20 protein-coding genes, 2 pseudogenes and 1 riboswitch are annotated in these 23757 nt (G+C 56.7%); of the genes and pseudogenes, 2 read left to right on the top strand and 20 right to left on the bottom strand.

Annotated elements, in window-relative coordinates:
• Window position 1: 1 nt before the first annotated feature.
• From ACR0MV_RS19655 to ACR0MV_RS19610, 10 genes are all read right to left on the bottom strand, one after another.
• The gene (locus tag ACR0MV_RS19655; protein WP_480703387.1) at window positions 2-2476 is read right to left on the bottom strand and encodes a CoA transferase; all 2475 of its coding nucleotides are present in this window, start codon (window positions 2474-2476) and stop codon (window positions 2-4) included.
• A gap of 219 nt (window positions 2477-2695) precedes the next feature.
• Window positions 2696-3529: a 3-oxoadipate:acetyl-CoA acetyltransferase gene (locus ACR0MV_RS19650; RefSeq protein ID WP_480703386.1), complete on the bottom strand. Its 834-nt coding sequence runs from the start codon at window positions 3527-3529 to the stop codon at window positions 2696-2698.
• 1 nt (window position 3530) lies between these two features.
• Window positions 3531-4415 (bottom strand): intradiol ring-cleavage dioxygenase, encoded by an 885-nt coding sequence (locus ACR0MV_RS19645; RefSeq protein ID WP_480703385.1) that lies wholly within the window; start codon window positions 4413-4415, stop codon window positions 3531-3533.
• 39 nt (window positions 4416-4454) lie between these two features.
• Complete coding sequence (locus ACR0MV_RS19640; RefSeq protein WP_480703383.1) at window positions 4455-6212, bottom strand: FAD-dependent oxidoreductase; 1758 nt, start codon at window positions 6210-6212, stop codon at window positions 4455-4457.
• A 1-nt stretch (window position 6213) separates the two neighbouring features.
• Complete coding sequence (locus ACR0MV_RS19635) at window positions 6214-7311, bottom strand: branched-chain amino acid ABC transporter permease (RefSeq protein WP_480703382.1); 1098 nt, start codon at window positions 7309-7311, stop codon at window positions 6214-6216.
• Window positions 7311-8174: a branched-chain amino acid ABC transporter permease gene (locus ACR0MV_RS19630; protein WP_480703381.1), complete on the bottom strand. Its 864-nt coding sequence runs from the start codon at window positions 8172-8174 to the stop codon at window positions 7311-7313. The genes ACR0MV_RS19635 and ACR0MV_RS19630 overlap by 1 nt, the downstream gene beginning before the upstream one ends.
• Window positions 8171-8881 (bottom strand): ABC transporter ATP-binding protein, encoded by a 711-nt coding sequence (locus ACR0MV_RS19625; RefSeq protein WP_480703380.1) that lies wholly within the window; start codon window positions 8879-8881, stop codon window positions 8171-8173. The genes ACR0MV_RS19630 and ACR0MV_RS19625 overlap by 4 nt, the downstream gene beginning before the upstream one ends.
• Complete coding sequence (locus tag ACR0MV_RS19620; protein ID WP_480703379.1) at window positions 8881-9600, bottom strand: ABC transporter ATP-binding protein; 720 nt, start codon at window positions 9598-9600, stop codon at window positions 8881-8883. Before ACR0MV_RS19620 ends, ACR0MV_RS19625 begins: the two co-directional genes overlap by 1 nt.
• A 50-nt stretch (window positions 9601-9650) precedes the next feature.
• Complete coding sequence (locus ACR0MV_RS19615) at window positions 9651-10925, bottom strand: ABC transporter substrate-binding protein (RefSeq protein WP_480703377.1); 1275 nt, start codon at window positions 10923-10925, stop codon at window positions 9651-9653.
• A 25-nt stretch (window positions 10926-10950) separates the two neighbouring features.
• Window positions 10951-12012: a maleylacetate reductase gene (locus ACR0MV_RS19610; RefSeq protein ID WP_480703376.1), complete on the bottom strand. Its 1062-nt coding sequence runs from the start codon at window positions 12010-12012 to the stop codon at window positions 10951-10953.
• A gap of 104 nt (window positions 12013-12116) precedes the next feature.
• Between ACR0MV_RS19610 and ACR0MV_RS19605 the strand changes: the two genes are divergently transcribed.
• Window positions 12117-13043, top strand: coding sequence for a LysR family transcriptional regulator (locus ACR0MV_RS19605; protein WP_480703375.1), 927 nt, complete (start codon window positions 12117-12119; stop codon window positions 13041-13043).
• 50 nt (window positions 13044-13093) lie between these two features.
• Here ACR0MV_RS19605 and ACR0MV_RS19600 read toward each other — a convergent pair whose 3' ends face one another.
• From ACR0MV_RS19600 to ACR0MV_RS19560, 9 genes and pseudogenes are all read right to left on the bottom strand, one after another.
• Window positions 13094-14158: an aldose epimerase family protein gene (locus tag ACR0MV_RS19600; RefSeq protein ID WP_480703373.1), complete on the bottom strand. Its 1065-nt coding sequence runs from the start codon at window positions 14156-14158 to the stop codon at window positions 13094-13096.
• Window positions 14055-14731 (bottom strand): annotated as a pseudogene (locus tag ACR0MV_RS19595) (aromatic ring-hydroxylating oxygenase subunit alpha); the annotation flags it as partial. The pseudogene ACR0MV_RS19595 and the gene ACR0MV_RS19600, both read right to left, overlap by 104 nt.
• 84 nt (window positions 14732-14815) lie before the next feature.
• Window positions 14816-15466, bottom strand: a complete 651-nt coding sequence (locus tag ACR0MV_RS19590) for an energy-coupling factor ABC transporter ATP-binding protein (protein WP_480703372.1) — start codon at window positions 15464-15466, stop codon at window positions 14816-14818.
• On the bottom strand, window positions 15463-16242 hold the full coding sequence (gene cbiQ / locus ACR0MV_RS19585) for a cobalt ECF transporter T component CbiQ (protein ID WP_480703371.1): 780 nt from the start codon (window positions 16240-16242) through the stop codon (window positions 15463-15465). Before cbiQ ends, ACR0MV_RS19590 begins: the two co-directional genes overlap by 4 nt.
• Window positions 16242-16799, bottom strand: a complete 558-nt coding sequence (locus tag ACR0MV_RS19580) for a cobalt ABC transporter permease (RefSeq protein ID WP_480703370.1) — start codon at window positions 16797-16799, stop codon at window positions 16242-16244. The genes cbiQ and ACR0MV_RS19580 overlap by 1 nt, the downstream gene beginning before the upstream one ends.
• Window positions 16796-17407, bottom strand: coding sequence for a cobalt transporter CbiM (gene cbiM, locus ACR0MV_RS19575; protein ID WP_480703369.1), 612 nt, complete (start codon window positions 17405-17407; stop codon window positions 16796-16798). The genes ACR0MV_RS19580 and cbiM overlap by 4 nt, the downstream gene beginning before the upstream one ends.
• 3 nt (window positions 17408-17410) lie before the next feature.
• Window positions 17411-18196 (bottom strand): DUF4198 domain-containing protein, encoded by a 786-nt coding sequence (locus ACR0MV_RS19570; protein WP_480703368.1) that lies wholly within the window; start codon window positions 18194-18196, stop codon window positions 17411-17413.
• 129 nt (window positions 18197-18325) lie between these two features.
• Window positions 18326-18532: riboswitch (cobalamin riboswitch) on the bottom strand.
• A gap of 554 nt (window positions 18533-19086) precedes the next feature.
• The gene (locus tag ACR0MV_RS19565) at window positions 19087-20196 is read right to left on the bottom strand and encodes an HlyD family secretion protein (RefSeq protein ID WP_480703367.1); all 1110 of its coding nucleotides are present in this window, start codon (window positions 20194-20196) and stop codon (window positions 19087-19089) included.
• 497 nt (window positions 20197-20693) lie between these two features.
• Window positions 20694-22367 carry an alkaline phosphatase family protein gene (locus tag ACR0MV_RS19560; protein WP_480703366.1) on the bottom strand — a complete coding sequence of 558 codons (1674 nt, stop codon included), beginning with the start codon at window positions 22365-22367 and terminating at the stop codon, window positions 20694-20696.
• Between the two features lie 254 nt (window positions 22368-22621).
• Here ACR0MV_RS19560 and ACR0MV_RS19555 point away from each other — a divergent pair.
• Window positions 22622-22888, top strand: a pseudogene (locus tag ACR0MV_RS19555) (transposase); the annotation flags it as partial.
• Window positions 22889-23003: 115 nt separating this feature from the next.
• On the opposite strand, the gene ACR0MV_RS19550 reads toward ACR0MV_RS19555, so the two are convergent.
• Window positions 23004-23750, bottom strand: coding sequence for a glycosyltransferase family 2 protein (locus tag ACR0MV_RS19550; RefSeq protein WP_170429447.1), 747 nt, complete (start codon window positions 23748-23750; stop codon window positions 23004-23006).
• Window positions 23751-23757 lie beyond the last annotated feature (7 nt).

The following is a 23757-nucleotide window of genomic DNA, read 5'->3' as shown; positions in this document are numbered from 1 at the left end:
CCTATTCCGGCAGGTATTTTTCCGACCAGCTTTCGCTGGTCGCACCGGTTTCGATCATGGTCGCAATACGTTCCTCGGAGAAGCCCAATTCCAGAAGAATCCGGCAGGTATCCGCACCATATTTTGGCATCGGCCTTGGGACGGTGATCATTGCGTTGGATGGGCGCACCGCGTTGGGGGCAACCAGATCGCACCAACGGCCCATCGGATGCAGATCATGGCGGATGGCGCTGAACGTGCCTTGGTTCAAATCAACCTCGCCTGAGCTTTCAAGTTGCAATGCTGCGTCGCGCGTGTCGTGCAAAGAGCCCAGCGGTATGACCGTGGACGAAGAACCGGCAAAGACATTAGCCCAATAGGCGGCAGGGCGGGCAGCAAAGCGTTCGGCCAGCGATCCGGTCAAACTTCCTTCGGGCAGATCAGCTAAATCCGTAAGCTCGGCAACCGCGCGTAAAGCGCCCTGCTTTTCTGTTGGCGCAGCAAAGAACATCCAGCCGTCTGCAGCCCGGTAACAGTGATAGAATGGACCCCAGCCCAGCGCCTCTCTGCCCGCGGGCTCGTCAAAGGGCTCGCGCCCGTCAAAATCGTACATCAGCTGTGCCTGGATCAGGTTACCTGCAGCGGCCAAAGCCGCGCGGGCGATACCGCCTTTGCCGGTTCGTTCCAGCTGCAGCAGCGCAGCCCCCAGCGCGACACAGGCGCAGTACCCGGTCAGAACGTCTATGGTTCCAAAATGAGCGTGTTCTTCCGGCGTTTGCATACCGCCCCCAAATCGGAGCATGACCCCGGTCGCCGCTTGCGCAAGATCGTCATAGCCCAAGTGGTCTGACTTCGGGCCACGCCCCGGGCCGCCAAAGGCGTCCAGCTGCACCAGTATCAGACGTGGGTTGATCGCGGCCAATCGCTCCTCGTCCAGTCCCAGCGCATCCCGCTGCTCGTCTGTTCCATTCATTGTGATGACATCGCTGTCGGCAATCAGACGGTGCAATGCGTCCTGCCCATCCTCACTGCGCAGGTTCAACAGAATGCTATCCTTCCCACGGTGGGCGTGCAGGCCGAACACCACGGTGTTCCAGGGATCAACCGAGGGATCGACGGGCTGGACGGACGTCACCTTGGCTCCGAACCGGGCAAGGGTCGAGCCAATGGTTGGCCCTGCGATCACGTTGGTCAGATCCAGAACCTTTAGCCCATCAAGCCAGCCATTGTTCCTTGTGCCGACGACGCCGGATCGTTTTGGTTCCGCCAGAATGTCGGCAATCGGCGCACTGTCCGGACTTGGGCCCGGTCGCTTGTCCAATGCGCCTGCGTCGCCTGTAAGCCATGCAACATTGCCCATCTGCCGCATCTTTCCATAGCGCGAATCATCCACCTCAACGACCAGCCCCGAGGCCAAGGCATGTGGATCGGTCAACCATTCCTGACTAAACCGCTGCGCGGTGGCCGGTGCTTTGGCCGCACCAAACAGCGCCTCCCACTCGTCCGAAGGGCGCGTTAGAAACGCCGCCTTCATTGCCGAGGATACGCGCTCGCGGTCCTTGTCGCCCACGGGATAGTTCCGCAGCGACCATTCGTCCGGCCATTCAGCCTTGTCCAGATACGCGTCGAAATCGGGCAGGTCGTCTGCCAACTCTTCTAACCCCAACGTCTCGAGCACACGGCGCGGGTGGGTCCTCACACTGCCAGCGACGACGTAGAACCCACGCCCGTCGGCACAGGTATAGGTGCGGTAGAACGGGTCGAGGAACTCTTCCAATTCGGCAAAGCTCAGGTCCATCGGCAACCCTTCGGCCGAGCGCCTATCCAGTTCTACCTCTCGCGGGGATTTGTAACGATCAGGATAGTCCTCGATCTGCTCGCAATTGTAGACGAGCCCCTCCAGCAACGCTGCCGCCAGCGGCACCTCGATATGCTCGCCGCCATTGTCGTCGCGGGCAAGCAACGCGAATTGAACCGCCATGGCCCCAAATGCCGATCCGTAAGCCGAAGCCAATGTCAAAGGTGTGAACGACGGGTTTATCCCCATCAGACGGCGGTTCAATCCCATGTCGGTGAATTGACCCGTGCGCGCGGCAATGATCGCCTCCCAAGCGGGAAGGTCGGCCAGCGCCGGGTCCGTGGATGCAAAACCCGGTAGCGAAAGCGAAACGATACGCGGGTTGATCGCCCGCAGGTCCTGCGGTCCAAGCCCCAGCCGCTCCATAACTCCGGGGCGAAAATTCTCGATCACCACGTCTGATCGGGCGATCAGATCCTGTGCAGTGGCAAGGCCTTCACGCGTTTTGAGGTCCAGCGTCGCCGCAGTTTTCCCACGCGATAGCATGTCGGTCGCCGGTTCTTTCAGCCGCGGACCACCAGGCGGATCGATGCGGATCACCTCTGCCCCCATATCGGCCAACATCATGCCAACGAGTGGCCCAGCCAAATATTGTCCAAAGTCGAGAACCCGGATGTGCTCCAATGGGCGCGTATTCATGTCGATCTCTCTAATCACGGGAACAATTCTCCCTGTTGAGACCGAAACTAGGGGCGCAGGCGTCACCAAAACTGCGCCAATCCCGACAAAAATGGCGCAGTTTTGACACTGTGCGTGTTTGGACGTGAGTGCCTTATGGGCTACGGGACCTTTAGGCCGCAAAACCTCCATAGGGTGTTTGACCCGGAAAAGTCTATCAAGCGGATTGCGGCACCGCGTTCAAGCCGCAGCTTTCAACCCGAGTATGGCCCGCGCTTGCTCAACTGTCGCGACCCTGCGGTCATACCGAGCGCAGATTTCAACGGTTCGCCTGACGAGCCCCGCGTTTGAGGGCGCCAACGTATGCCGATCCAGCCTAACGTTATCTTCCAGACCGGTTCGCGCATGACCGCCTGCGGAAATCGCCCAATGGTTCAGAACCTCTTGTTGCGCCCCAATCCCCGCTGCGCACCACGGCGCACCCGGAAACAGCCGGTTTACTGTTTTCACATAGAAGTCAAAGACCTCCTGATCCGCTGGCATCGCGTTCTTCACACCCATGACAAACTGCACATAAGGCGTGTCTTTGAGCTGCCCCTTCTTGTGCATCTCGGCGGCCTTCAGGATGTGGCTTAGGTCAAAGGCTTCAATCTCTGGCTTGACCCCGTAGGTCACCATCTCTGCGGCCAGCCAGTCGACCAGATCTGGCGGGTTTTCATAAACACGTGTCGGGAAGTTGTTCGATCCAACAGATAACGAGGCCATGTCGGGCCGCAACGGAAGCATGCCACCGCGTGTTTTACCCGCACCGGAACGACCGCCTGTCGAAAACTGGATGATCATTCCGGGGCAGTGTTTCTCGAGCCCCTCTTTCAATCGCGCAAACTTATCGGGGTCGCTGGACGGTGTTTCATCATCATTGCGCACATGGGCGTGACAGATCGTGGCCCCTGCCTCAAACGCGGCCTGCGTGCTTTCGATTTGCTCATCGACCGAAATGGGCACTGCGGGATTGTTGGCTTTGGTTGGCAACGATCCGGTGATCGCAACACAGATGATACAGGGCTCTGTCATGTCACGCCTCTTTCGGGGCCAGAACGAAATCGAACTCGACATCCCAATAGGGACCGTCAAAACCAACTTCTTGTGACCGCACCGGGTCATCGACGCGGTTGAATTCTGCGATCAGGCTTTCTTTGACGCCAAATACAGCGTCCGAATTGATGTATTCGTCATCGGGGTCAAAGATATGGGTGGTCAGATCATCAAACCCTTCTTTCGAAACAATGTAATGCAGATGTGCCGGTCGATAGGTGTGCCGACCGAGGCGGTGCAGCAGATCGGCGACCGGACCGTCATCTGGAATCGAGTAATTCTTGGGGCGAACGGCCCGGAACCAATACGTGCCGTCCGCTCCGGTCGTAAAGACACCGCGCAGGTTGAAATCGGGCTGAATGCCTTTCTGCTGCACGTCGTAAAACCCGTCATCATTGGCCTGCCAGACATCAATCTTGACGCCTTCCAGCGGGTTTCCATCCACATCCCTGACACGGCCACGCACGACCATATCCTCACCTTTCTGGTCGAGGCAGATGTTATGCCCCATCTCGTATTCCGGAGCGCCTCCTACATGGAAGGGACCAAGCACGGTGTTCTCTGAGGCACCGGTTGGGCGACGAGAATTCACGGCATCCACCAACATCGATACGCCCAATACGTCAGACAGCAGAATATACTCCTGCCGCCAGTCATCGCACATTTGGCCGACCTTGGTCAGGAACATGATCGCCTCGAACCACTCCTCTTGCGTTGGCTCAATTTCCTTCACGGCTTCATGCAGCTTGCGGGTGATGACCTCCATCACCTCTTTCAGCCGTTCGCTTTCAGCATTCTTGTTCCGCGCAGCAACGACCTCGGCCGAGTTTTCCTCGGTGAAGTATCCCATCTCATGCGAGTCCATTGTGACCTCCTAACCTGTACAAATGTGATCCGGATTTGCTTATCGCGAAAGGATTTTGGTCAAAGCCCGGCGCAGTTCAGCCTCGGCATCCTCAACCATGTCAGCTGAACGCCAAGCGACATGCTGATCTGGGCGCACAACGAGACAGCCTGTGTCCGAGACCTCGGACGCGCGGGCCCAATCACCGGCATGATCGACATAGGTTTGACGAGGGCCAATGACATGGCAGCGAATAGGCATCCCGAGCTCCTTCGACACGGTCTTAGCAGCGGCCACCCACGCTTCGCCCCCGATGCCAGTGAGCACTGTGAACTCTCCACGGCCGCAAAGATCCAGCGTCGAGTGCTTGTTGCCTGTGTCATGATCAAAGACCCACACATGAGGAATGCGTGCGCCGGGCCATGTTGTCGGCTGATAATGCAGCTCGGCGTCCAGATCGAAGCCTGGGTTAGGTTGACCATCGGTTTCAATCGCGCAGGAGTCGTAGCGCTGGTTCATTTCGACACCATGGGCGTCAAACTCATACTTTTTGAACGCTATCGCCTCACGAATAGCCTTTCGTTGAGCGGCGGCTTCGGGTGTTGACCCGGTGCGGGCCTCGAGGTTGCTTTGCATGACTTGCGGGTCGACACCTTCGGCCATGCCCAGCGCTTCAAAGATCGGTCCGAACTCACCGATCGACTGATTGGCCCGCGTTACAATCTGTTTTGCAACTGGCGCGCGTTCTTCGCTGTAGCTGTCCAATAGCCGCTCTCCGGCATGGCCTTTCAGCACGGCCGCCAATTTCCATGCGAGATTGAAGCTGTCTTGAATCGACGTGTTTGACCCCAACCCGTTAGAGGGCGGATGGCGGTGGGCCGCGTCACCCATGATAAAGACGCGGTCCTTTTGCATATGCGTCGCGTACATGTTGTTGACGGTCCAGGTGTTGGCGCTGATCAGTTCGATCTCAAGCTCGGGGTCGCCGACAAGCTGACGCGCGACCTGCGTGGCCATGGTCTCATCAACTTCGGGGGCTGGTTGGTTGATGTCGTAGCCCCAGACAATCAGCCATTCGTTCCACGGACGAACCATGCGGACCAGACCCATGCCGATGCCGCCCACATTCGCCCCAGGCTGCATCACCCAATACAAGACCGAGGGGCGATGTGCGACGTATTTGCTGAGATCCGCGCGGAACAGGATGTTCATGGACCCACCAACGCCCATCTGACCTTCGAACGGCAGCCCGGCATGTTCGGCGACCAACGAATTGCCCCCATCCGCGCCGACAAGGTATTTCGACCGGATCGTGATTTCCTCACCCGACAACCGATCCAGGCATGTCGTAGTCACACCGTCCGCGTCTTGTTCGTGACGCAAATACTCTGTGCTCATCCGGGCCTGCGTGCCTCGGCGGCAGGCCGTTCCGAACAGGATCGGTTCCATGAACGTCTGGGGCAGATCATTCATCATGGTCGGGCTGGACAGCAGGTGTTCGGCCTTGGACAAAGGGTGATTGCCCCAGCTTTTCATGCGTCCGATTTCCTCACCGGCGAGGCTTTCGCAGAACACGTTTTCGCCCATCAGATCCTGATGCGCGGCGTGCATATAGGCTTCGGCCTCGACCTCTTGACCAAGATCGCGCAACACCTCCATCGTGCGCTGGTTGGTGATATGCGCGCGCGGCGTATTCGCCAGCCAGCGATAGCGGTTGATGACCATGTTCTCGACACCGTAGCTGGACAGCAAAGCCGCGGTTGCAGACCCAGCCGGTCCGGTTCCGATGATCAGGACATCTGTTGTGATGGTGGCCATGTTACGCCTCCCTCTGTTTGTCAGATTGAATTGAGTTGGAGCCGCCTTTTGAGTGCGTCAGCACAAGGCGACGGCGCACAGGGAATATCTGCAGCCCCGTTTTCTCCGAGATCAGCCCCCACAGACCGCGTGGCGCAAAAAGCATGACCGCAATCCCGATCAGCCCAAGCACCATAAGGTACCAGGAGCCATAGTCAGCCAGCAGGCTCTGCAGGATGAAGAAGATCAGCACGCCCAGTATCGGGCCTTCGATGGTGCCGATGCCTCCGATCACGACGATAAAGATCACATAGGCTGTCCAGTCGGTGACCGAGAAGGCCGCATCAGGCGAGATCCTTAGCTTTTGCACATAGATCAATGCGCCGGTCAGGCCTGTCCCGGCGGCTGAGACAAGGTAGACCAGCCACTTCATCCGCACCGCATCAACGCCGACGGATTTCGCCGCTTCGACATTGTCGCGGACCGCAGCCAGCGCCAGCCCGCGCTTGGTTCTGAGCAGCCAGTAGATGCCTGCAATCGTTGTGATCACCAGCGCCAAGGCGAGCCAATAGGTCAGAATATCCCGCGCAGCGGCACCTCGGACATCAAAGGCGGTCTGTATCCACTCGGTCGCCCACATTTCGCGCGTTGCGGTGCGCGGCAACGACGTTCCGGTGCCGCCGCCTAGCACCTTCCACTGAGCAACCAGCAGACGCATCACTTCGGCGATGACCCATGTGCCAATGGCGAAATAGGCCCCTTGCAAGCGAAAGGCAAAGAAGGCTGTGGGAACGGCGACGATCAAGGCCGCGATCCCACCCAGCAGAATTGCGGGAACCGGGTCCATGCCCCACAGGATGACACCGCCGAACATGGCGTAGGCCCCCATTCCGACAAAGGCCTGCTGGCCGACGGAAACGAGCCCGCCATATCCCGCCAGCAAGTTCCAGAACTGCGCCAGAACCAGCATCGTGAAGATGAAGAACAGATCCTGTATTAGCCCTCGGCTGGCAAATGTCGGCAGCAGCACGAACAGGATGATCAGGGCAACACAGAAAGCTCCGGCGCTATAAGACGCGCGGGTCTGTGTCTGAACTCGGTACATCGAAGTATCAGCCATTAGTCCACCGCCCTTGGAAACAGGCCTCTGGGTTTGATCAGAAGCACGACAAGAAAGGCCAGGTGTCCGGCCAGAATCTGCCATTCAGGATTGATCGCGGCCCCAACGGTCTGAGCGACTCCGATGATAATGCCGCCTGCCAGCGTACCCCAAAGGCTGCCCAGACCGCCGATAATGACCGCCTCAAATGCGTAGATCAGGCGCGCGGGGCCGATATTTGGGTCAAAGTTCGCGCGCATTCCCAGATAAAGCGCAGCCAAAGTCACAACCAGCATCGCGATGGCCGTCGCGGTGGCAAAGATACGCTCGGGTCGAATGCCCATAAGGCCCGCTGTCACCGCATCATCCGAGGTTGCGCGAAAAGCCCGACCCAATTCCGTGCGATAGAAAAGCTGGTTCAGGCCCACGATGACAAGGATCGCCGAGGCAAATGTAAGCAGCGGCAAAACACCCAGGTTCAGCCCGCCCATCTGCACCGAAGCCGTGGCAATCTCGCCTGCCGGTAGACGTTGGCTATCGGCCGAGAACCCTTCGAGCAGAGCGTTCTGCAGAACAACCGACAAGCCGAAGGTTACCAGAAGCGGCGGCAGGATATCAGGCCCCAACACCCGGTTCAAAACGTGCCGCTGCAAAGCCCAGCCCACGCCAAACATGATTGGTGCCGCAATGATTGCCGCAAGAAATGGCGATAGCCCCAACAATGAGACCAACAGAAGGATCAAATACGCGGCAAAGACGATCAGGTCCCCATGAGCCAGATTGACCAAGCGCATAATCCCGAACACAAGGCTCAGCCCGGCCGCGAAAAGCGCATAGAGCCCGCCCAGCAAAACGCCCTGTATGATGGTATCGATCCAAATCATGCCACGGCTCCTCCGAAGTAAGCGTCGTGAATAGCCTCGCGGCTGAGCGTGTCTGCAGTGCCCTCCAGCGTGACGCGACCCTCCATCATGCAATAGACGCGGTCTGCGACTTTCATGGCCTGGCCGATGTCTTGTTCGACCACAATCAGGCTGGCCCCTGCCTCCTGAATGCGGGGCACGGCGGCGTAGATGTCCTTGATGACCACAGGCGCCAACCCCAGACTGATTTCGTCACAAAGCAAAATACGAGGGTTGCTCATAAGGGCGCGGCCAATGGCCACCATCTGCTGCTGTCCGCCCGAGAGTGCGGTTCCTGGATGGTTCCGGCGCTCCTGCAAGATGGGGAACAGGTCGTAGATGGTTTGCAGCGACCAATGCCCCTGAGCTTTCCGCCCATAGGTCCCGATCAGCAGGTTTTCTTCGACGCTCAATGATGGGAACAACCGGCGCCCTTCGGGCACCATGGCGACGCCGCGCGACATGATCTCGTCTGCCGCAAGATCGCCGATGGGTTTGCCATCAAAGCGCACTTGATCCGAGCCGTTGGTCAAAACGCCTGAGATTGAGCGCATCAGGGTCGACTTTCCGGCCCCGTTTGCGCCGATAATGGCGACCGTTTCGCCTTCCTCCAATCGGATGTCCACGCCGAACAAGGCCTGAAAATCTCCGTAATGGGCCGTCAGCCCTTGGGTCTCTAGCAAACTCATCAGACTTCGATCCCCAGATAGATTTCTTTGACTTCCCGGCTGTTCATAATCTCGTCCGGATCACCGAGACCGATCACCTTGCCGAAATCCAGAACCAGCAATCGCTCGACCACGGATGTCAGGGCATGCAGAACGTGCTCGATCCAGATGATCGTGACACCGCTGCCGTGCAGCCCTTTGATCGTTTCGATCAGGGCCGTACATTCTGCGTCGGTCAGACCTCCGGCGATTTCGTCCAGCAGCAGCAGCTTTGGGTTGGTTGCCATCGCTCGGGCAAGCTCCAGCCGCTTGCGCTGAAGCAACCGCAAACCACCGGCCGGGTCGTTGGCCACCTCAGCCATTTCCGTTTGCTCCAGAATTCGGGCACAATCCCGCTCGACCTCGCGTTCGGATTTGCCTTGCCCATGCGTCGCCGCCACCAGCAGGTTCTCGAAAACAGTCAAATGATCAAACGGTTGCGGGATCTGGAAAGACCGACCAATCCCCGACAAACACCGCTGCATTGGCGGAACACGAGTGACGTCGTTCCCATCAAAATGGATCGAACCCGCGTCCGAGGTCAGATTACCAGTAATCAGATTGAACAGCGTCGACTTCCCGGCTCCGTTTGGGCCAATGATCCCAAGCGCCTGCCCCTGTTCGACATCAAAGCTGACGTCGTCGGTGACGGTCAAAGCACCGAAGCTTTTGGAGACATTTTTGAGCGATAGAATTGTCATACCAAGGTCCCTGCCCCGAACTTGTGTCCGGGGCGTTGGTTTCATTGCGATCAGGTGATTTCTTCCATCACGCCCGCAGTTGGGATTTCGGGCGCTGAGGAGTTGTCGACGATCACAAGGTCATAGCTGCCGTTGTCGAGCAGTCGCCACTGACCACCGACCAAAGGCGTTTTTGCAACGTTCTGCGCGGCGAATGGCGGCAAACCCGCACCGTCAAAGGCGATCCGACCCACGATCGAATCCAACTGCGTAGCGGCAATTGCTTCGGCCACGGCATCTCCGTCACCCGCGTCATCGACCCGGCCCATGACATTAGCGGCCATTTCGAACAATGCGTGCACGAAGCCGATGGGTTGAGTCCACTGACGGCTGGTGGCTGCCGTGTATCCTTGCGCCAATTCGGCCGAACTTGCGCCGGTCAGCGATGACGAGAATGGGTGCGTCGGAGACCACCAGACCTCGGAACTCAGGTTGTTGCCCGCATTGCCCAAAGCTTCGACCGCTTGCGGGAACAGGATCGCTTTACCGATGCTCGCCGCTTTAGGCGTAAAACCCTGCTGTTTGGCCTGGCTCCAGAAGGTAGTGAAATCAGGCGGAATTGGAACGCCGGTTACAATTTCGACATTCGCCTGACGGAACGCATTGATCTGGGCCGAGAAATCATCCGTCAGGTTCTGATACCTTCCCGGATCCGTCAGGGTATACCCCAATTCGGACAAGACCGGAGGGAAGCCGACATTCGGATCGCCCCACGCGTTGCCGTCGCCATCATTCGGGAACAAGCCGCCAACCTGTTTGTTGGTGTCCAACTGACCCCACATCGCGGTGAAGACCGAGATCACATCCTCGAGGCCCCAGAAGAAATGAAAGGCGTAGTAGAACGGCTCCCAACTTGCTGGGTCGCCGGGATTGCCCTGCTGGCCGATGAACCATGGCTGCCACGGCGCAACGGTTGAAATGCAAGGCACCTCCTCGGCCTCACAGGTCGAGGCAACCGGGTTCGTGGTTTCGGGGGTCGAGGCCACCAACATCAGGTCGATCTCATCATCCACGATCAGCTCGCCCGCCACGTCTGCCGCCCGGTTCGGGTTCGACTGGCTGTCCTTAACGATGACCTCAAAATTCGCGCCAGCTTCGGACGCGGCGAAGTTGTCCAGAATGTATTTGTCTGCTTCGGAAAATGCAGCCAGCGGCCCTGATTGCGGGCTGACATAGCCCAGCTTGATCTTCGCGCCCTGTGCGATGGCAGGTGCGGCAAGGGCACCGGCAGCCAATCCAAGGCCGGTGGCAGCGCTGGATTGCAGCAGTTTACGTCGTGTGATCATGTGTCCCTCCCTTGACACGGTGAACTCAATCGCTCGGGGCGTTGCCCGCCCAGGCGTTTTGCAACATCGCCCGCAACCCGTCGGCAGTGACTGGCCGCGGATTCCAATACGGGTTTTTCAGTGCGATTTCGGTGGCGCGATCCAGGTCGGCCTCAGCAAGCCCCAGATCTTTCAATGCTGTCGGTGCGCCCATTTTCTTAGCAAAATCCCAAAGCGCCTGCCCGGGGCTGGTACCACCCAAAACCTTTGAGATCGGTGCAAGCAACTCGGGCACGTCCTGTGCGTTGTAAGAGATGGCATGGGGCAGAACGATTGCATGGGTTTCGGCATGCGGCAGATCGAAAGAGCCGCCCAGCGTATGACAAAGCTTGTGATGCAGCGCCATTCCGACCAGGCCAAGCACCGTGCCGCATGCCCACGCACCTTGCTGTGTTTCAGCGCGCGCGGTCAGGTCGCCCGGCTGTTCTATAACTTTTGGCAAGCCGATAGCGAAAGCCTTCAGCCCATCGATCGCAAGTTCCGTGGTCTGTTCTGTGCGATCCTTTGCGTACAGTGCCTCGGCCGCATGAGCCATTGCGTTCAAAGCGCTTGTAACGGTCATCGCTGGCGGCAAGGACGCAACGAGTTCAGGGTCATATAAAATAACCCGTGGCAAAACCTTCGGATCTGTGAGGGTGGTTTTTATCCCGTCTTCCGTCTGCCCGAGTATCGGGGTGGCTTCGCTGCCGGCGTAAGTGGTCGGAACAGCGATTTGCGGCAGCCCGGTGCGTAGGGCAATCGCTTTGCCCAGACCAATCGTTGAACCGCCGCCGATGGATACGATGCTGTCCGCCTGAACTGACTGAGCGTGTTCTACAGCCTCTTCGGTCACATCGACCGGCGTGTGCATTGTTGCCCGTGTATAGACGCCTGCTGCGCGATCCCCGATCGTGGTCGCCAGTTCCATCGCCATATCGACTTGCTGAGGTGTCGACAGCACCAGGGCTTTTGCCGACCCCAGCCCGGACAACTCAGCGCAGATGTCATTCCGCAAGCCCTGACCAAACCGGACTTTTTGACCGTTGATGCTTGTGATGCTGGGGGCCATGGGGCGCGTTCCTCGAATGCATGAGTATGCGGATTGAAGGAAACGCTAGCAGGGCAGGAATGCGTTCTTGATCGAATTTTCTGCAACCAATATAACTTTGCGTTATGAAATTGGATCCGAGACATCTGGAGATTCTTGCCGCGATTGTCGAAGCCGGCGGCCTGACGGAAGGCGCTGTTTTACTTGGAAAATCCCAGCCGAGTGTTTCCAGAAGTGTCTCTCTGCTCGAAGATCGGGTGGGCGAACCTCTGTTCCAGCCAACCCGCCGACCTTTGCAACCGACCGAACTGGGTCTTGCCCTTGCGCAGGAAGGTCAGAAGATTCTGGATGCCAGTCGGCAGGCCAGTCGCTTGGTTGATGAATACCGCCAGGGTCTTGCGGGTGCGATCCGGGTTGCCGGGACACCGATCTTTATGGACGGAGTCATTTCGAGCGTAATTGCCGAGTTCCAGGCCGAGCACCCGAACATCCGGATCGATCAGTCCTATGGATACCCAACCGAACTTTTGTCCAAGACTTCAGGTGAAGCTTTGGATGTCGCAATTCTGCCCATTCGCCCCGCAGACGTTGCCGACGAATTCGAGTTTCGCCAAATCTTACCTGGTCGAAATGTCATTGCTTGCCGGGCCGGACACCCACTGGCACGAAAGAAAACGGTAAAGCTTGAAGATATCACCGACTATTCCTGGATTGCGCCGCCCGCGAACAGCCCGCTTTTCCGCGACTTGCGCAATACACTGGACGGCATCGGGGTTCGCGACCTAAAAATCAGTTTCACCGGCGGGTCGCTCAGTGCGGTTGTGAACGTGTTGACGGGCTCGGATTCTTTGACCGTTCTGCCTTTTTCAGTGGTCTTCATGATGCAACGGCAGAAGACACTAACCGCACTACCGATCAAAATAGGCGATCCTGACCGTCATTTGGGCTGCGTCACGCTAAGTGGGCGTCACATGTCAGCTTCAACACACCGGCTTCTTGAGTTCATCGAACGGAAGTTTGAAATGCTTGATCGATTGATTTGCGACGCTTGAAGAGGTTGCAAGCGGACGAGACCCCAGCGCCCCATGGCTGGAAACATCGATTAGCCCAGATTGCGACGCTCTGACACCTTCAGGACCAGTTCCTGCCGATACGGCTTGTCAGGTGTACAGATAATCGAGGGGAAGGATGAAATATTGGGCGCGTTGGGATAGCCTGATGGTTCAATGCATAGTCCACGAGAAGCGCGAATTGGTCCCGGCATCCGATAGCCCGAATACACCTGCGCCCCGGGCTGGTCAGAGCAGACTGACAAAGCAAGACCAGAGGGCGCAACAAGTTCTGCTACTGGCTCATAGGGGTCGCGATCCTGTTTGAAGCAAAAATAGTGATCGATCCCCTCAGAAGCACTTCCAAGCGTTTTGTGTGCCGTGAAATCGAGTTCGCTTTCTTTGGTCGCCCGCACCCTGCCCGTCGGAATACCCCGATCGTCAATCTCCAGATACCGATCTGATGCAAGCCCGAGCTTATGCTGATCTACGCCTTCCAACGCACCCAGGGTGTAGTAATTGTGTTGGGCAATACTGATTGGCGTTGGTCGGTCCGGCTGTGCAGTTATCGAGTACACCAAGCGTGGAAACTGCAGGTAAATTCTGACCTCGAACCTGATCTCTCCGGGAAAACCGCTTTCTCCGTCTCGGGATACGTAGCGCAGCAAGACTTCATTTATGGAAACCTGTTCGAGGTCCCAGAATTGCTTTGACAATCCTTCCTCGCCGCCGTGCAGAGTGTTCTTGCCTTCGTTGGCGCTCAGCTCAAAACTCCGCCCCTCCAAGTCAAACCTTGCCCCATCAACTCGGTTCGCAACACGCCCAACGATTGCGCCCAGATACCGCGGATCCGAGAGATAGGCAGCGGTGTTATCAAATCCAAGAATGAGAGGCACATCTCGCAGCCACCAACGCTTTGTAATGGCTACGTAATTCAGGACCGAAAGGCGCATATCACCATCAGTAATAATGGCTTTTTCGATACGCGAAGGATTGTCCGTTTCAGACTTCATTTCACCGCCATTGGCACAAGTGCCCCATAGAGTTTCGATGCAGTTGGCAGGCAGCTTTGCCGATGCCTTGCTGGTTGTCCTCGACCACCCGGCGATCTTCGTCATTCCTGGCGACCTAAACTGTGGTCAGATGTTTAGTGTCGTAGTCAACGCATTCAAATGCGTCTTTGTTGACTAGCCATTTGGTTGTGACCTCGGTCTCTGTCGGTCAGGTCGGAGTGACGCCCGGATTATCCGGGAAGGTCCCGCACAAAGCAGGATGGTTGGCGCCACAATTATAGGACTCGCGGGTGTTTTCCCAGACCAGCTTCCGGTTACCGTTCTCCATGATTGTGCTTTCAAAGGCGACTATGGCATTCCCCAGGTCATGAGACTCAAGATGCGGGCGCGCTATGTTGGCAAAGGCGTCGAAGTCGGGGGCGTCATCGGCAAGGCAGATGCATACCAATCCAGCAAGTTCGCGGCAATGCGCTGTCGTCAAACCATGCTGTTGGGGTCCAAGTCCGGCCCCAAGTCGCGAGCCCACAGCAATGAGCCGTCAAGCTCATCGGTCCATTGGTGATACGGGCAGACCGATTTCGGCGCATCGCAAATGATCGAGCCGCGATGGCGACATGTGTTATGGACCGCCCTATTCTGGTCATCTGTACCGCGCACGAGGATCACGTTCGAACCCCCTGCCCCCAAAGCCACAAGCGGTTCACTTATCTGGGGGCCGCAAGACAATTGCCTATCTGGGTTGAGGGGACAGCGTTAAGCCCACTACGCTGGCATCAGACGCCCGTCGCGCAAATCCAGTTCATCCGGTGCCAGCGCCGTGCGGAACGCGGGCGAGTGACTTACCAGCAAGATTGCTTGCGGAAGCGACTGCAAGATCTCCAGCAAACGCGCTTCGTTCTTGGTGTCCAGCGCGTTGGTCGGTTCGTCCAACAGCAGGACTTCCGGCTCCATCGCCAAAACCGTGGCAAGCGTGACCAACCGCTTTTCCCCGCCCGAGAGCTTGTGCGTGATGCGGTCTTTCAAATGCATCAGGTCCAGATCGCCCAACACACTGTCAACGATGCTAAGTGCCTCGTCCCGTGTTTTACCCAGGTTCAGAGGGCCAAAGGCGATGTCTTCGGCAACAGTGGGGCAGAAAAGCTGATCGTCGGGGTCCTGAAACACAAGGCCGACCCGGCGTCGTACGTCGTGAAAATCAGCCTCAACTGTGCGTTCCTGCCCAAAGATGGTTACAGTCCCTGAGGATGGGCGTTGCAACCCCAGCGTGATACGCAACAGCGTCGACTTACCCGAACCATTCGCTCCTGTCAGCGACAGGCGCTGTCCTGTGCTTAGATGCAGGTTGGCCCCGTTCAGAACAGGGGCTTGGCCGGGATACGCAAAGCAGATGTCTTCAAGCGAGATCAAAGTCATGCGAAATCCCATATGAGCAAGACCAGGCAAAGGGCACCAAGACCGACAGCAAAAACAATGTCCTTGTGGCTCAGCTTGTAATCCTGAAGCAACAACATGCGCCCAGAGAAGCCTCGACATTTCATCGCTCCGAGGATGCGCTCTGACCGTTCGATTGCGCGGACCAGCATCATGCCCACCAAATAGCCAAAACTGCGATAGGTGTGCCAATTCGTCGTCGGGCGAAAGCCGCGCACCTTCATCGCCCCGCGCAGACGCAGGTATTCTTCGCGTAAAACTTCAATGTAGCGGATGGTGAACATCAACAGATGCACCAGTTTGTCGGGGCAACGCAGGCGGTGCAGGGCATGGCCAAGCGTGACAGGTTCCATCGTGCCGACCAGAACCATCAGGGACAGGATCACCGCGTTGGCGGTGAGTGCGATCTCGATCGCTTTCCACAGGCCCTGCCAGCTGGCTGGAAAGCCCCAAACGGAAAACATCGGGTCTCCGGGCGTGGAAAACGGAAGCAGCAAAAGCATGAAAATGATGAACCCATCCATCATCGCCATACGTTTCAGCGTTTTCCTCCAGGGTAAGCGTGACATCGCCAGAAGAGAGAGCGACACCGCCAGCGCAGCGCAGAGCGCAGGAATGGACCAAAGCGAAACTGTCGCGATGCCAAAAATCACTGCCATCACGATCCGTACACGCGGATCAAGTGGGCTGATCAGGCCTTCACGCTGGACTCCTGCCTCGGACAGAGTCTTTTCGCGGGGTCCCAGCGCGTGCGCCATCAGGCGGCCAGCTTCCGGCGCGCGGCCAGGTAAAAGCCAAGACCGAACAGCCCAAAAATATATCCAATCCCGCCGAGGATGGTCTGAAGGTCGTTCTGCTCGCGATAAGCCGCGATCTCGCGGCGCAGGGGGCGCATCTCGTCGCGAACAACTTTGGCAATCATCTGTTGCTGTTCGGCGTTGAACGACACTGCGTTCGCAGAGGTGGTTGCAGCAGGCGTTTCAGCAACCTCAACCCCCATGATGTCCGCGACTTCTTCTGCGGGCATGGTGATTTCAGCGATGTGACCTGCACCGAGATCCGCAAAGAAAGTATGCGTCACTGCTGAGGTTGGTGTGTAGATGAAGAACCCGTCCGAATCCGTGATCACGCGGCCCAACTCGGTTCCACCAGGGCCTGTCACGACAACTTCGGTATCGCTGGCCATATCGCCATTCGAGAAACCAAGTTCGCCTTCAATCGAGTCACCCGAGGCAAAGACACCTGCGATGACCTTATGCGCCAGCGCCGGCAAGGGCGCGCAGCACAAAGCCAGAAAAAGAACCGCACGTATCATGTGGCAACTCCTTTGATGAACAGCTCGGGCTTGACCTTGCGGGCGAGCAAAACGGCAAAACCGGTCAATACTGCTTCGATTACCATGACGGGGATATGCGCGAAGAATACGAGCTTGGCGGCGGGCAGAAATTCTTCTCCGGATAAAGCCAGTGAGAAGGCGACCATTCCGGTCGTGGCGGCAATGGCAAAAGCTCCGCCGATGCCGCCCCAAATCGCACCATGCAGAGGTGTGCCGCGCGCGATCAGGTGGCCAAAAAGCATTCCGGCCACAACTGCAGGCAGCGCGATGTTGAGGGTGTTGATCCCCAACACCGTTAACCCGCCAAAGCCGAAGAAGACGGCTTGAAGCAAAAGCCCGACGAACAGCGCCGGGAAGGCGGCCCAGCCGAGCAGAAGCCCGGCCATGCCATTCAGGATCAAATGCACCGAAGACGGACCAATGGGGACGTGGATTAGTGAGGCCACGAAAAAAGCGGCCGACAGCACCCCCGCGGTCGGGATACGATCAAGGTCCAGCGACCTGAGCCCCACTGCAATCCCGCCCGCGGCTGCAATGGCACCGCCAATAACGACCGGGTTGGACAAGGCACCGTCGACGATGTGCATTTCTTATTCCATGTCCCAAGCGCGGATCCAGATGACCGCATCCTGGCTGAGTTCTTTGCCCTCATGCTCGGTTGCCGGGCCCGCGCCGAGTGCGGCAAAGCCCCAGTAACCGGCTTTTGGTACGCCGAACGAGAAGTAACCGTTATCGTCCGAAATTGCGACCACAGCACCGCCGGGCATCGGCGAAACGGACGGAGTCGACGAGGCTGAACTGTCCATGTCCGGTTCAGCTGCCATGTATTCGATCTCTATCTCGGCTCCTGCAACCGGCTGACCATCGGCCAAAACGCGACCGGTGAAGGTCGAACCTGCAATGACGTTGGTCGGTTTGTTCAGCGGAATGATCTCGGTCGGAAGGCCAACCGGGTTCATCCAATCGGTCGGCAGTTCGTTGCGGTTCAGGAACGCTTTGGTCAGTTGCTGGATATAGATGTCCTCGGATTCCTCATAGTAAGGCTGAGGAACGGTAACCAGCACGTAGTCGCCGGAACGCTTCACAGGAACCGAGCCCTTGAACGCCGCACCCTCGTTTTCGCCTCCGGTGAAGCGAACAGGCTCCAGCGTGTCCAGCAGATCGGTTTTTTCACCGTTGTGAATTACATAGAACTCTTGCGGCTTTTCCAGATCCATGACGTGGCCGTTTTCGAACGGGTGCCAGAAGATCAGCTTGACCGGCACATCGCCCGGTTTCTTGATCATGGTGTTGGTGGTGTACTCCAGAAGGAAATGCGCCTGCGCCATGGCAGGAATTGCCAGCGCAGCGGCAGCCGTGCAGAGCAGCTTTTTCATTAGGTCTTATCCTTGTCCCGTTGTGCCAACCCCGGCACATTGTTGTGTTTGACAACGGGGCAAACGGGACCTCGTACCCTTTTGCAGGTACCGGCCCGACGCACACCCCGGCATCGGTGACGCACCCCTTCCGGGGGCGCATGTCTGGCAGGTCTCCTGACTTGCGGGTCAAAGCATCGGACTGGCCTTCCCGGGAAAAGATCCCAGTGGCATATCAGCCTTGCTCGCCGCTCACAGTTGCGGGGGCAGTTGCGGCATTGGGTTGTCGTCTGACTAGACCCGCACCGCATTCCCTTTTATCCGGACGAACCCGGAACCAAACATACGAAAGCGCTTGCCAGACTCATCTAGCGTCAGTCAACTCAAAATTTGCGGGAGTGTTGTCGATTGCAATCTTTCATTGAGCCCATCCAACCTCCCCAAATTGGAGTTTTGTGGAGATGTCTTGCAATAAGGGACATTTCTCAACAGCTTCGGCGACCGCGAAGGGCATTATCCCAAGCACAGGAAACGTCCGATGGTATGTGATCCTCACCCACAGGATTGGTCCGCGCTGAGATTAGAAAGCAGCGGGAAAACAATGGGAAGATTGCCACCAAGTCATGACGCGTTGAATTGCTAGGCAGTCAAATCGAGTCGCGCGCTGATGCCCTTCACCAAGCCTTAAGAATGGCAAGTTTCATCTCAACCAGCGAGTGATTGTCAGCGTTTTGGCAAGATACGAACATCGCTGTGCCGGTGTTGTGTGACGCGATCTCTGGTTGAGCGATGGCCGTTCGGTAGAACGAATACAAAAGACTGCTTCACGGACAATTCAGTCGGTGAAGCGCAACGCGACTGTACGAATTGATTGGTCTTGAAATAGGTGCGCCTAAATTGTTTCGGACAAATCAAAGGTAATTCAGCTTCTTTGTGATCCAGAACAAAACTTCTGCCAACACCGAAATCGCGCCAGCTTCCTCGGTGATGACCAAGGCCGTACCTGACGCACCCAACTTAGTCACTTGTGCGCTTTGGTCATCCGGAACATCTGCCACAACGATATAATCCGTCGCGCCGACCAGCTCACGCAGTGAAGGGAGGCCACTTCTGGCATCCAACGCCCCTTCGCTAGTAGAGGGTGGTATGTCTACAATCGTGGTTTCGAACTCCTGCCCCGGTGCGCTACGCAGGGCCACACGTATTGCATCGCCAGCAGAAACGTTTTGCAGACTGCTCAAAGGAAGTGTCGCGACTAAAACTCTATCGTCTGGCACAACAAAATTTATTGCTCCCTGCAGAGTCGTCACTCGATTCCCTGGGCGCAGGGTCAGGCCTGTAACCATGCCATCTGCTGGTGCGCGCACGACAGTTTGCTCCAATGCCCAGCGCGCTTGAATCAACATATTCTCTACTTCGACAACGCCGACATCGACCCCTTCCACCTGGGCGGCGATACGCCGTTCAAGACCCGCTTTCCGCGCGTTTGCAGCGCGTAAGCCCGCTTCAAGCTGTTCTATGGTTGAAACGGCTTCCTGAAGCTGGAACTCAGTGGACGCTCCTCGTTCGGCGAGACGGATAATATCATCGCGCCGCGCCACCCCAAACTCCAGTTGTGCGGAAAGTGACGCGATGTCCGCCTCAGCTGCCTCAAGGTCGTTCCTTAGTTGATCTGCCTCTGATTGGGCGGCGGCAAGCGATGCTTCAAGTCGAGCGACTTCAGCGGCATATTCCGTATCATCTATCCTGAACAGAACATCCCCTTTTGACACTAGCTCATTTGCCTCCGCTTCGACTTCTATCACTGGTCCTGCGACGTTTGGCGCTATACTGATTACAGCGCCTTGAACCGAAACCGCCCCGCTTGGTGTCGTGTGGTTAAGCGCGCCAATAACCACCAGTGCGATTACGACACCACCGCCATAGATGAAGGTCTTTGAAACCGCGTTCCATGGCAGCAGGCGGAGTTTTGAGAACACCAGCCAGGCGAGGCCAAAATATAGTGCCAGAACAATCAGCAATTTCGATGCTCCATTGTGTTTCCCGGGCGGAGCAACGCATAGAGGCCGCCGTGTAAGGTTGTTGTCGCGCTCCTGATGACAGGGCACCTCTAAACTCATAGGCGCCTTCAAAAGGCCAACTTCGCGCCAATGATTGGACCTGAGAACGAAAGGTCTCTCACTACATTCGAGTTTCCGATATCCCAGTCAAGATGGCGATATTCAAAACTTAGAGCCCATTGTTGATCCGTTAGTCAAATGTCAGTCCCAACTGCCAAGCGAAATCACTGTCGCAACCACCGAAGTCACGTTCAGGAAATCATAGAAGCATGGCCTCATAGCAGGATTGAGGAGTTCATTGTTCCGACTGTCTCGTGATCCGAAAGGCGCAGAGAACCTGATCAGCCAACTGAGACTGGCCGGCTGGACCTCGTAGTGCTTCTTGCTGGCTAGAATGCTCACGACCAGGCGTTTAGGTACATCTAACCGTTTGTCACTCGGCCAAATGGCAAGACCGCCTATAGATCATTTACACCAATCTCGCTCAATGTTTCACCCGCAGCACTGCTAGGTTGGCTGATACCTAAAATAGTGCTCAGGGTGACGGCGACGTCCACCGTGGAAACAGGGCGGCTCACACGAGCCGGCTTGATACCCGGACCAGCAAAGATGATTGGAACATGCGTGTCATAGCGCCAAGGTGATCCGTGCATTACGGCGATTGGACCATCCTCAAAGAGAAATGAATAAGGCGTTTGCACAACATAAATGTCGCCAGAGCGCGTTGGGTGATAATTTCGCCGGATCTGCTCCTCAAGTGTATGCCCTCGCTGTTCAGCAAGCGGTTCGGTCGGCATTGCAAGCTCAATGCCAGATGCAGCCATCAGTTTTTCGGCGATACGTCTTTCGATTACGCGCCGGTCGGTGCCCGACTCTTCAATCGCGGTGTTGTCCAGATAAACGTAAGGACGAAAAAAGAACTGTATTGCGGATTCTACTCCAAACTCATCGGCGATCACCGAGTTCACATCCATCATCAATGCTTCAGTAGAGTTTCGGAACGTCGAAAGCCCAGCTTCGGCCATCTCTTCTGGCGCTTCCGGCATGCCATGGTCGGCGGAAAGCACGTAAAGCACATTCGCACGCCCGACCTCTTGATCCATGAACTCGAAGAAATCTGACAGTGTCTGATCCAAACAACGCACCATTTCTTCATTCTCCAAGCTGGATGGCCCGAAAAAATGGTTGGTGGCGTCAACACCAGAGAAACTAACGCTTAGATAGTCTGGCCACTCGTCATCACCAAGCCCTTCCTCTTTCACCACAGTTTTTGCGAAGTCGGCCGTGATCCGGTCCCCGTGCGGCGACAACAAGACCTGCGTGTAGTAGAGCCCGTCGTCCGGCTTCCCATAGAAATGTGGAAAAATGCGACCGAACGTGCCAAGGTTCGTTACGAAGGAGCGCTCCTTTCTTTCCATCAGGTAAGGCGCGTCTGAACACTCCGGCCACCATTCACTTTCGATCTTCGCATCTGCTGGGCGTTTAGAGTTCCAACCGAGAACCCAATCAGGATACGCGCCATAGTAAAAAGTACTTGTTTCAAATGCCCCTGTAGCCGCCGACAGCCAAAAAGCCTTTCCAGAATGTCCCGCCATTGCAACCGCTGAGCGGTCTTTACCAGATACGGAAAAGACTTTTGATCGGCCCGCATTTGCTTTCACCAGTTCGTCTCCGAACGTCGTTGCCAACAAGTTGACGGGAGAACGGCCCGAAGTCGCAGCAGCGGCTTGTGTCGGATCGACTTGATCAACGTTTCCGCCGAAGCCAGGAACTGGCAACATCGGGTAGTCCGGATCTTCAATATTATAGCCCAATCGCTCTTCAGCCCTGTTGAACCAGGCATTGCCGATCATTCCATGTTCAGAGGGATGGGCTCCTGTCGCGAGGGTCGCGTGACCAACAATAGTTTCCGTGTTGGCGTGACGATGATGAGCGTCGGTATACCAGGCGCCGTTTTCAATCAGCCTATTGAATCCTGAGCCCCCGAAGGCGGCCTGATAGCGAGAGATCAAGTCTCCGCGCAGTCCATCAACTGTAATTTGCACAACAAGTCTGATGTCTTCCGTTGCACTGGCTGCTGTCGTGGAAATTGATAGAAGGATGGTTGAGACTAACGCCAGTGATCGCTGCATTGTTGACCTCATAGGACGACCTAATTCTCTGAATACCAGCATCTGCGTCCACCGGCTACTGAGAGCCATAAATCATGCTCTTTTGAACCTCCGCTTTAGGCTCGACGCGGTCATTCGCTATATCGCAGCGGACGCTTGAGCAGTTTGAGGGCTCCGCGCCCAGCGCGCTTGCCAAGCCCGAAACCGATGACTACCAAAATCAAAGCCGCAGACTCTCGAAACGAACGAGGGACCAGTGGGGGGCACGTCAAAGAGACTACACGGGCAGTAGGTCCATGCTCAGCAGCCTGCCAAAAGTCGTCTGGTTGCTCGCGGATCGTGGCTATGACGCAGACTGGTTCAGGGACGCGATGATAGACAAAGTTGTACGCGCATGCATGCCCGGAAGAATGAAACGCAAGACGCCGATCAAATGCGACAAGCGCTGATACAAACGACGCGAGCGCGTCGAGATCATGTGTGGCAGGCTGAAAGACTGGCGACGTGTAGCGAAACGCTATGATCGCTGTCCCGAGGCCTAACTCTCAGCCATCGCTTTGGCCGGAACCGTCATCTATTGGTTATGAAGCCTGGCCCTAGGTTGCCCGGTCCTGCAATGCGATCAACGAACAGACAGCTTTTGACTTTTTTATCCGCCTAATTTTTTAAGAACTGCGGTAATTTCCGAGCATTCTTCATGATTAGAGTGGAAGCACCCCCAACTCCGTTGCGCCGGACAGCCCGATAGTCCTCTTTCGATTTCCTGATTATTCTAACAACACTACCGTTGCTGGCTCCGCCGAGGCGCATCTTGGTTAGAACTTCCGGCAAATAGGCTGCAGAAATGCGGCCCCGGCCAAAGTAGCGCAGGATGCTATCGTAATCAGCAGATATTTGGAAGCTGTCATCATATGCTCCGTAACGGGTGATGACATCGCGTTTAATGAAAAGGCTTGGGTGCGGCGGCATCCACCCGCGCTTCAGCTTGCCCAGACTAAATGGTCCCGAAACCCAATGGCGCACGACCTTGCTGGAATCCTGCCCCGACACGTAATCTAGGTCGCCATAAACTGCATCGGCGTCGGTTTCCTGAAAGACCTTTGCCACGCGAGCAAGCACCTCTCCATGCGCAAAAAAGTCATCGGAATGCAACAAGCCGATGACATCTCCTGTCGCCCTGGCAGTGGCGCGGTTCAAAGCGTCATAAATTCCCCGATCCGCTTCACTGACAAGCCGCATCTGGGGATCGTTGCGCCCTTTGAGTAGTTCCAGCGTACCATCGCTGGAGCCCCCGTCTTGAACCACGTGTTCAAAGTTTCGGTAGCTTTGAGCGTCCAGACTTTGCAAGGCATCAGGAAGCGTTTCCGCCCGGTTCCAGACGGCTGTAAGGATTGAAAACTTCATATTAAAT

The organism is Ruegeria sp. BC3, assembly GCF_056539265.1.
The sequence above is the reverse complement of the archived record's forward strand: the minus strand, read 5'-3'. Positions and strand labels throughout refer to the sequence as shown.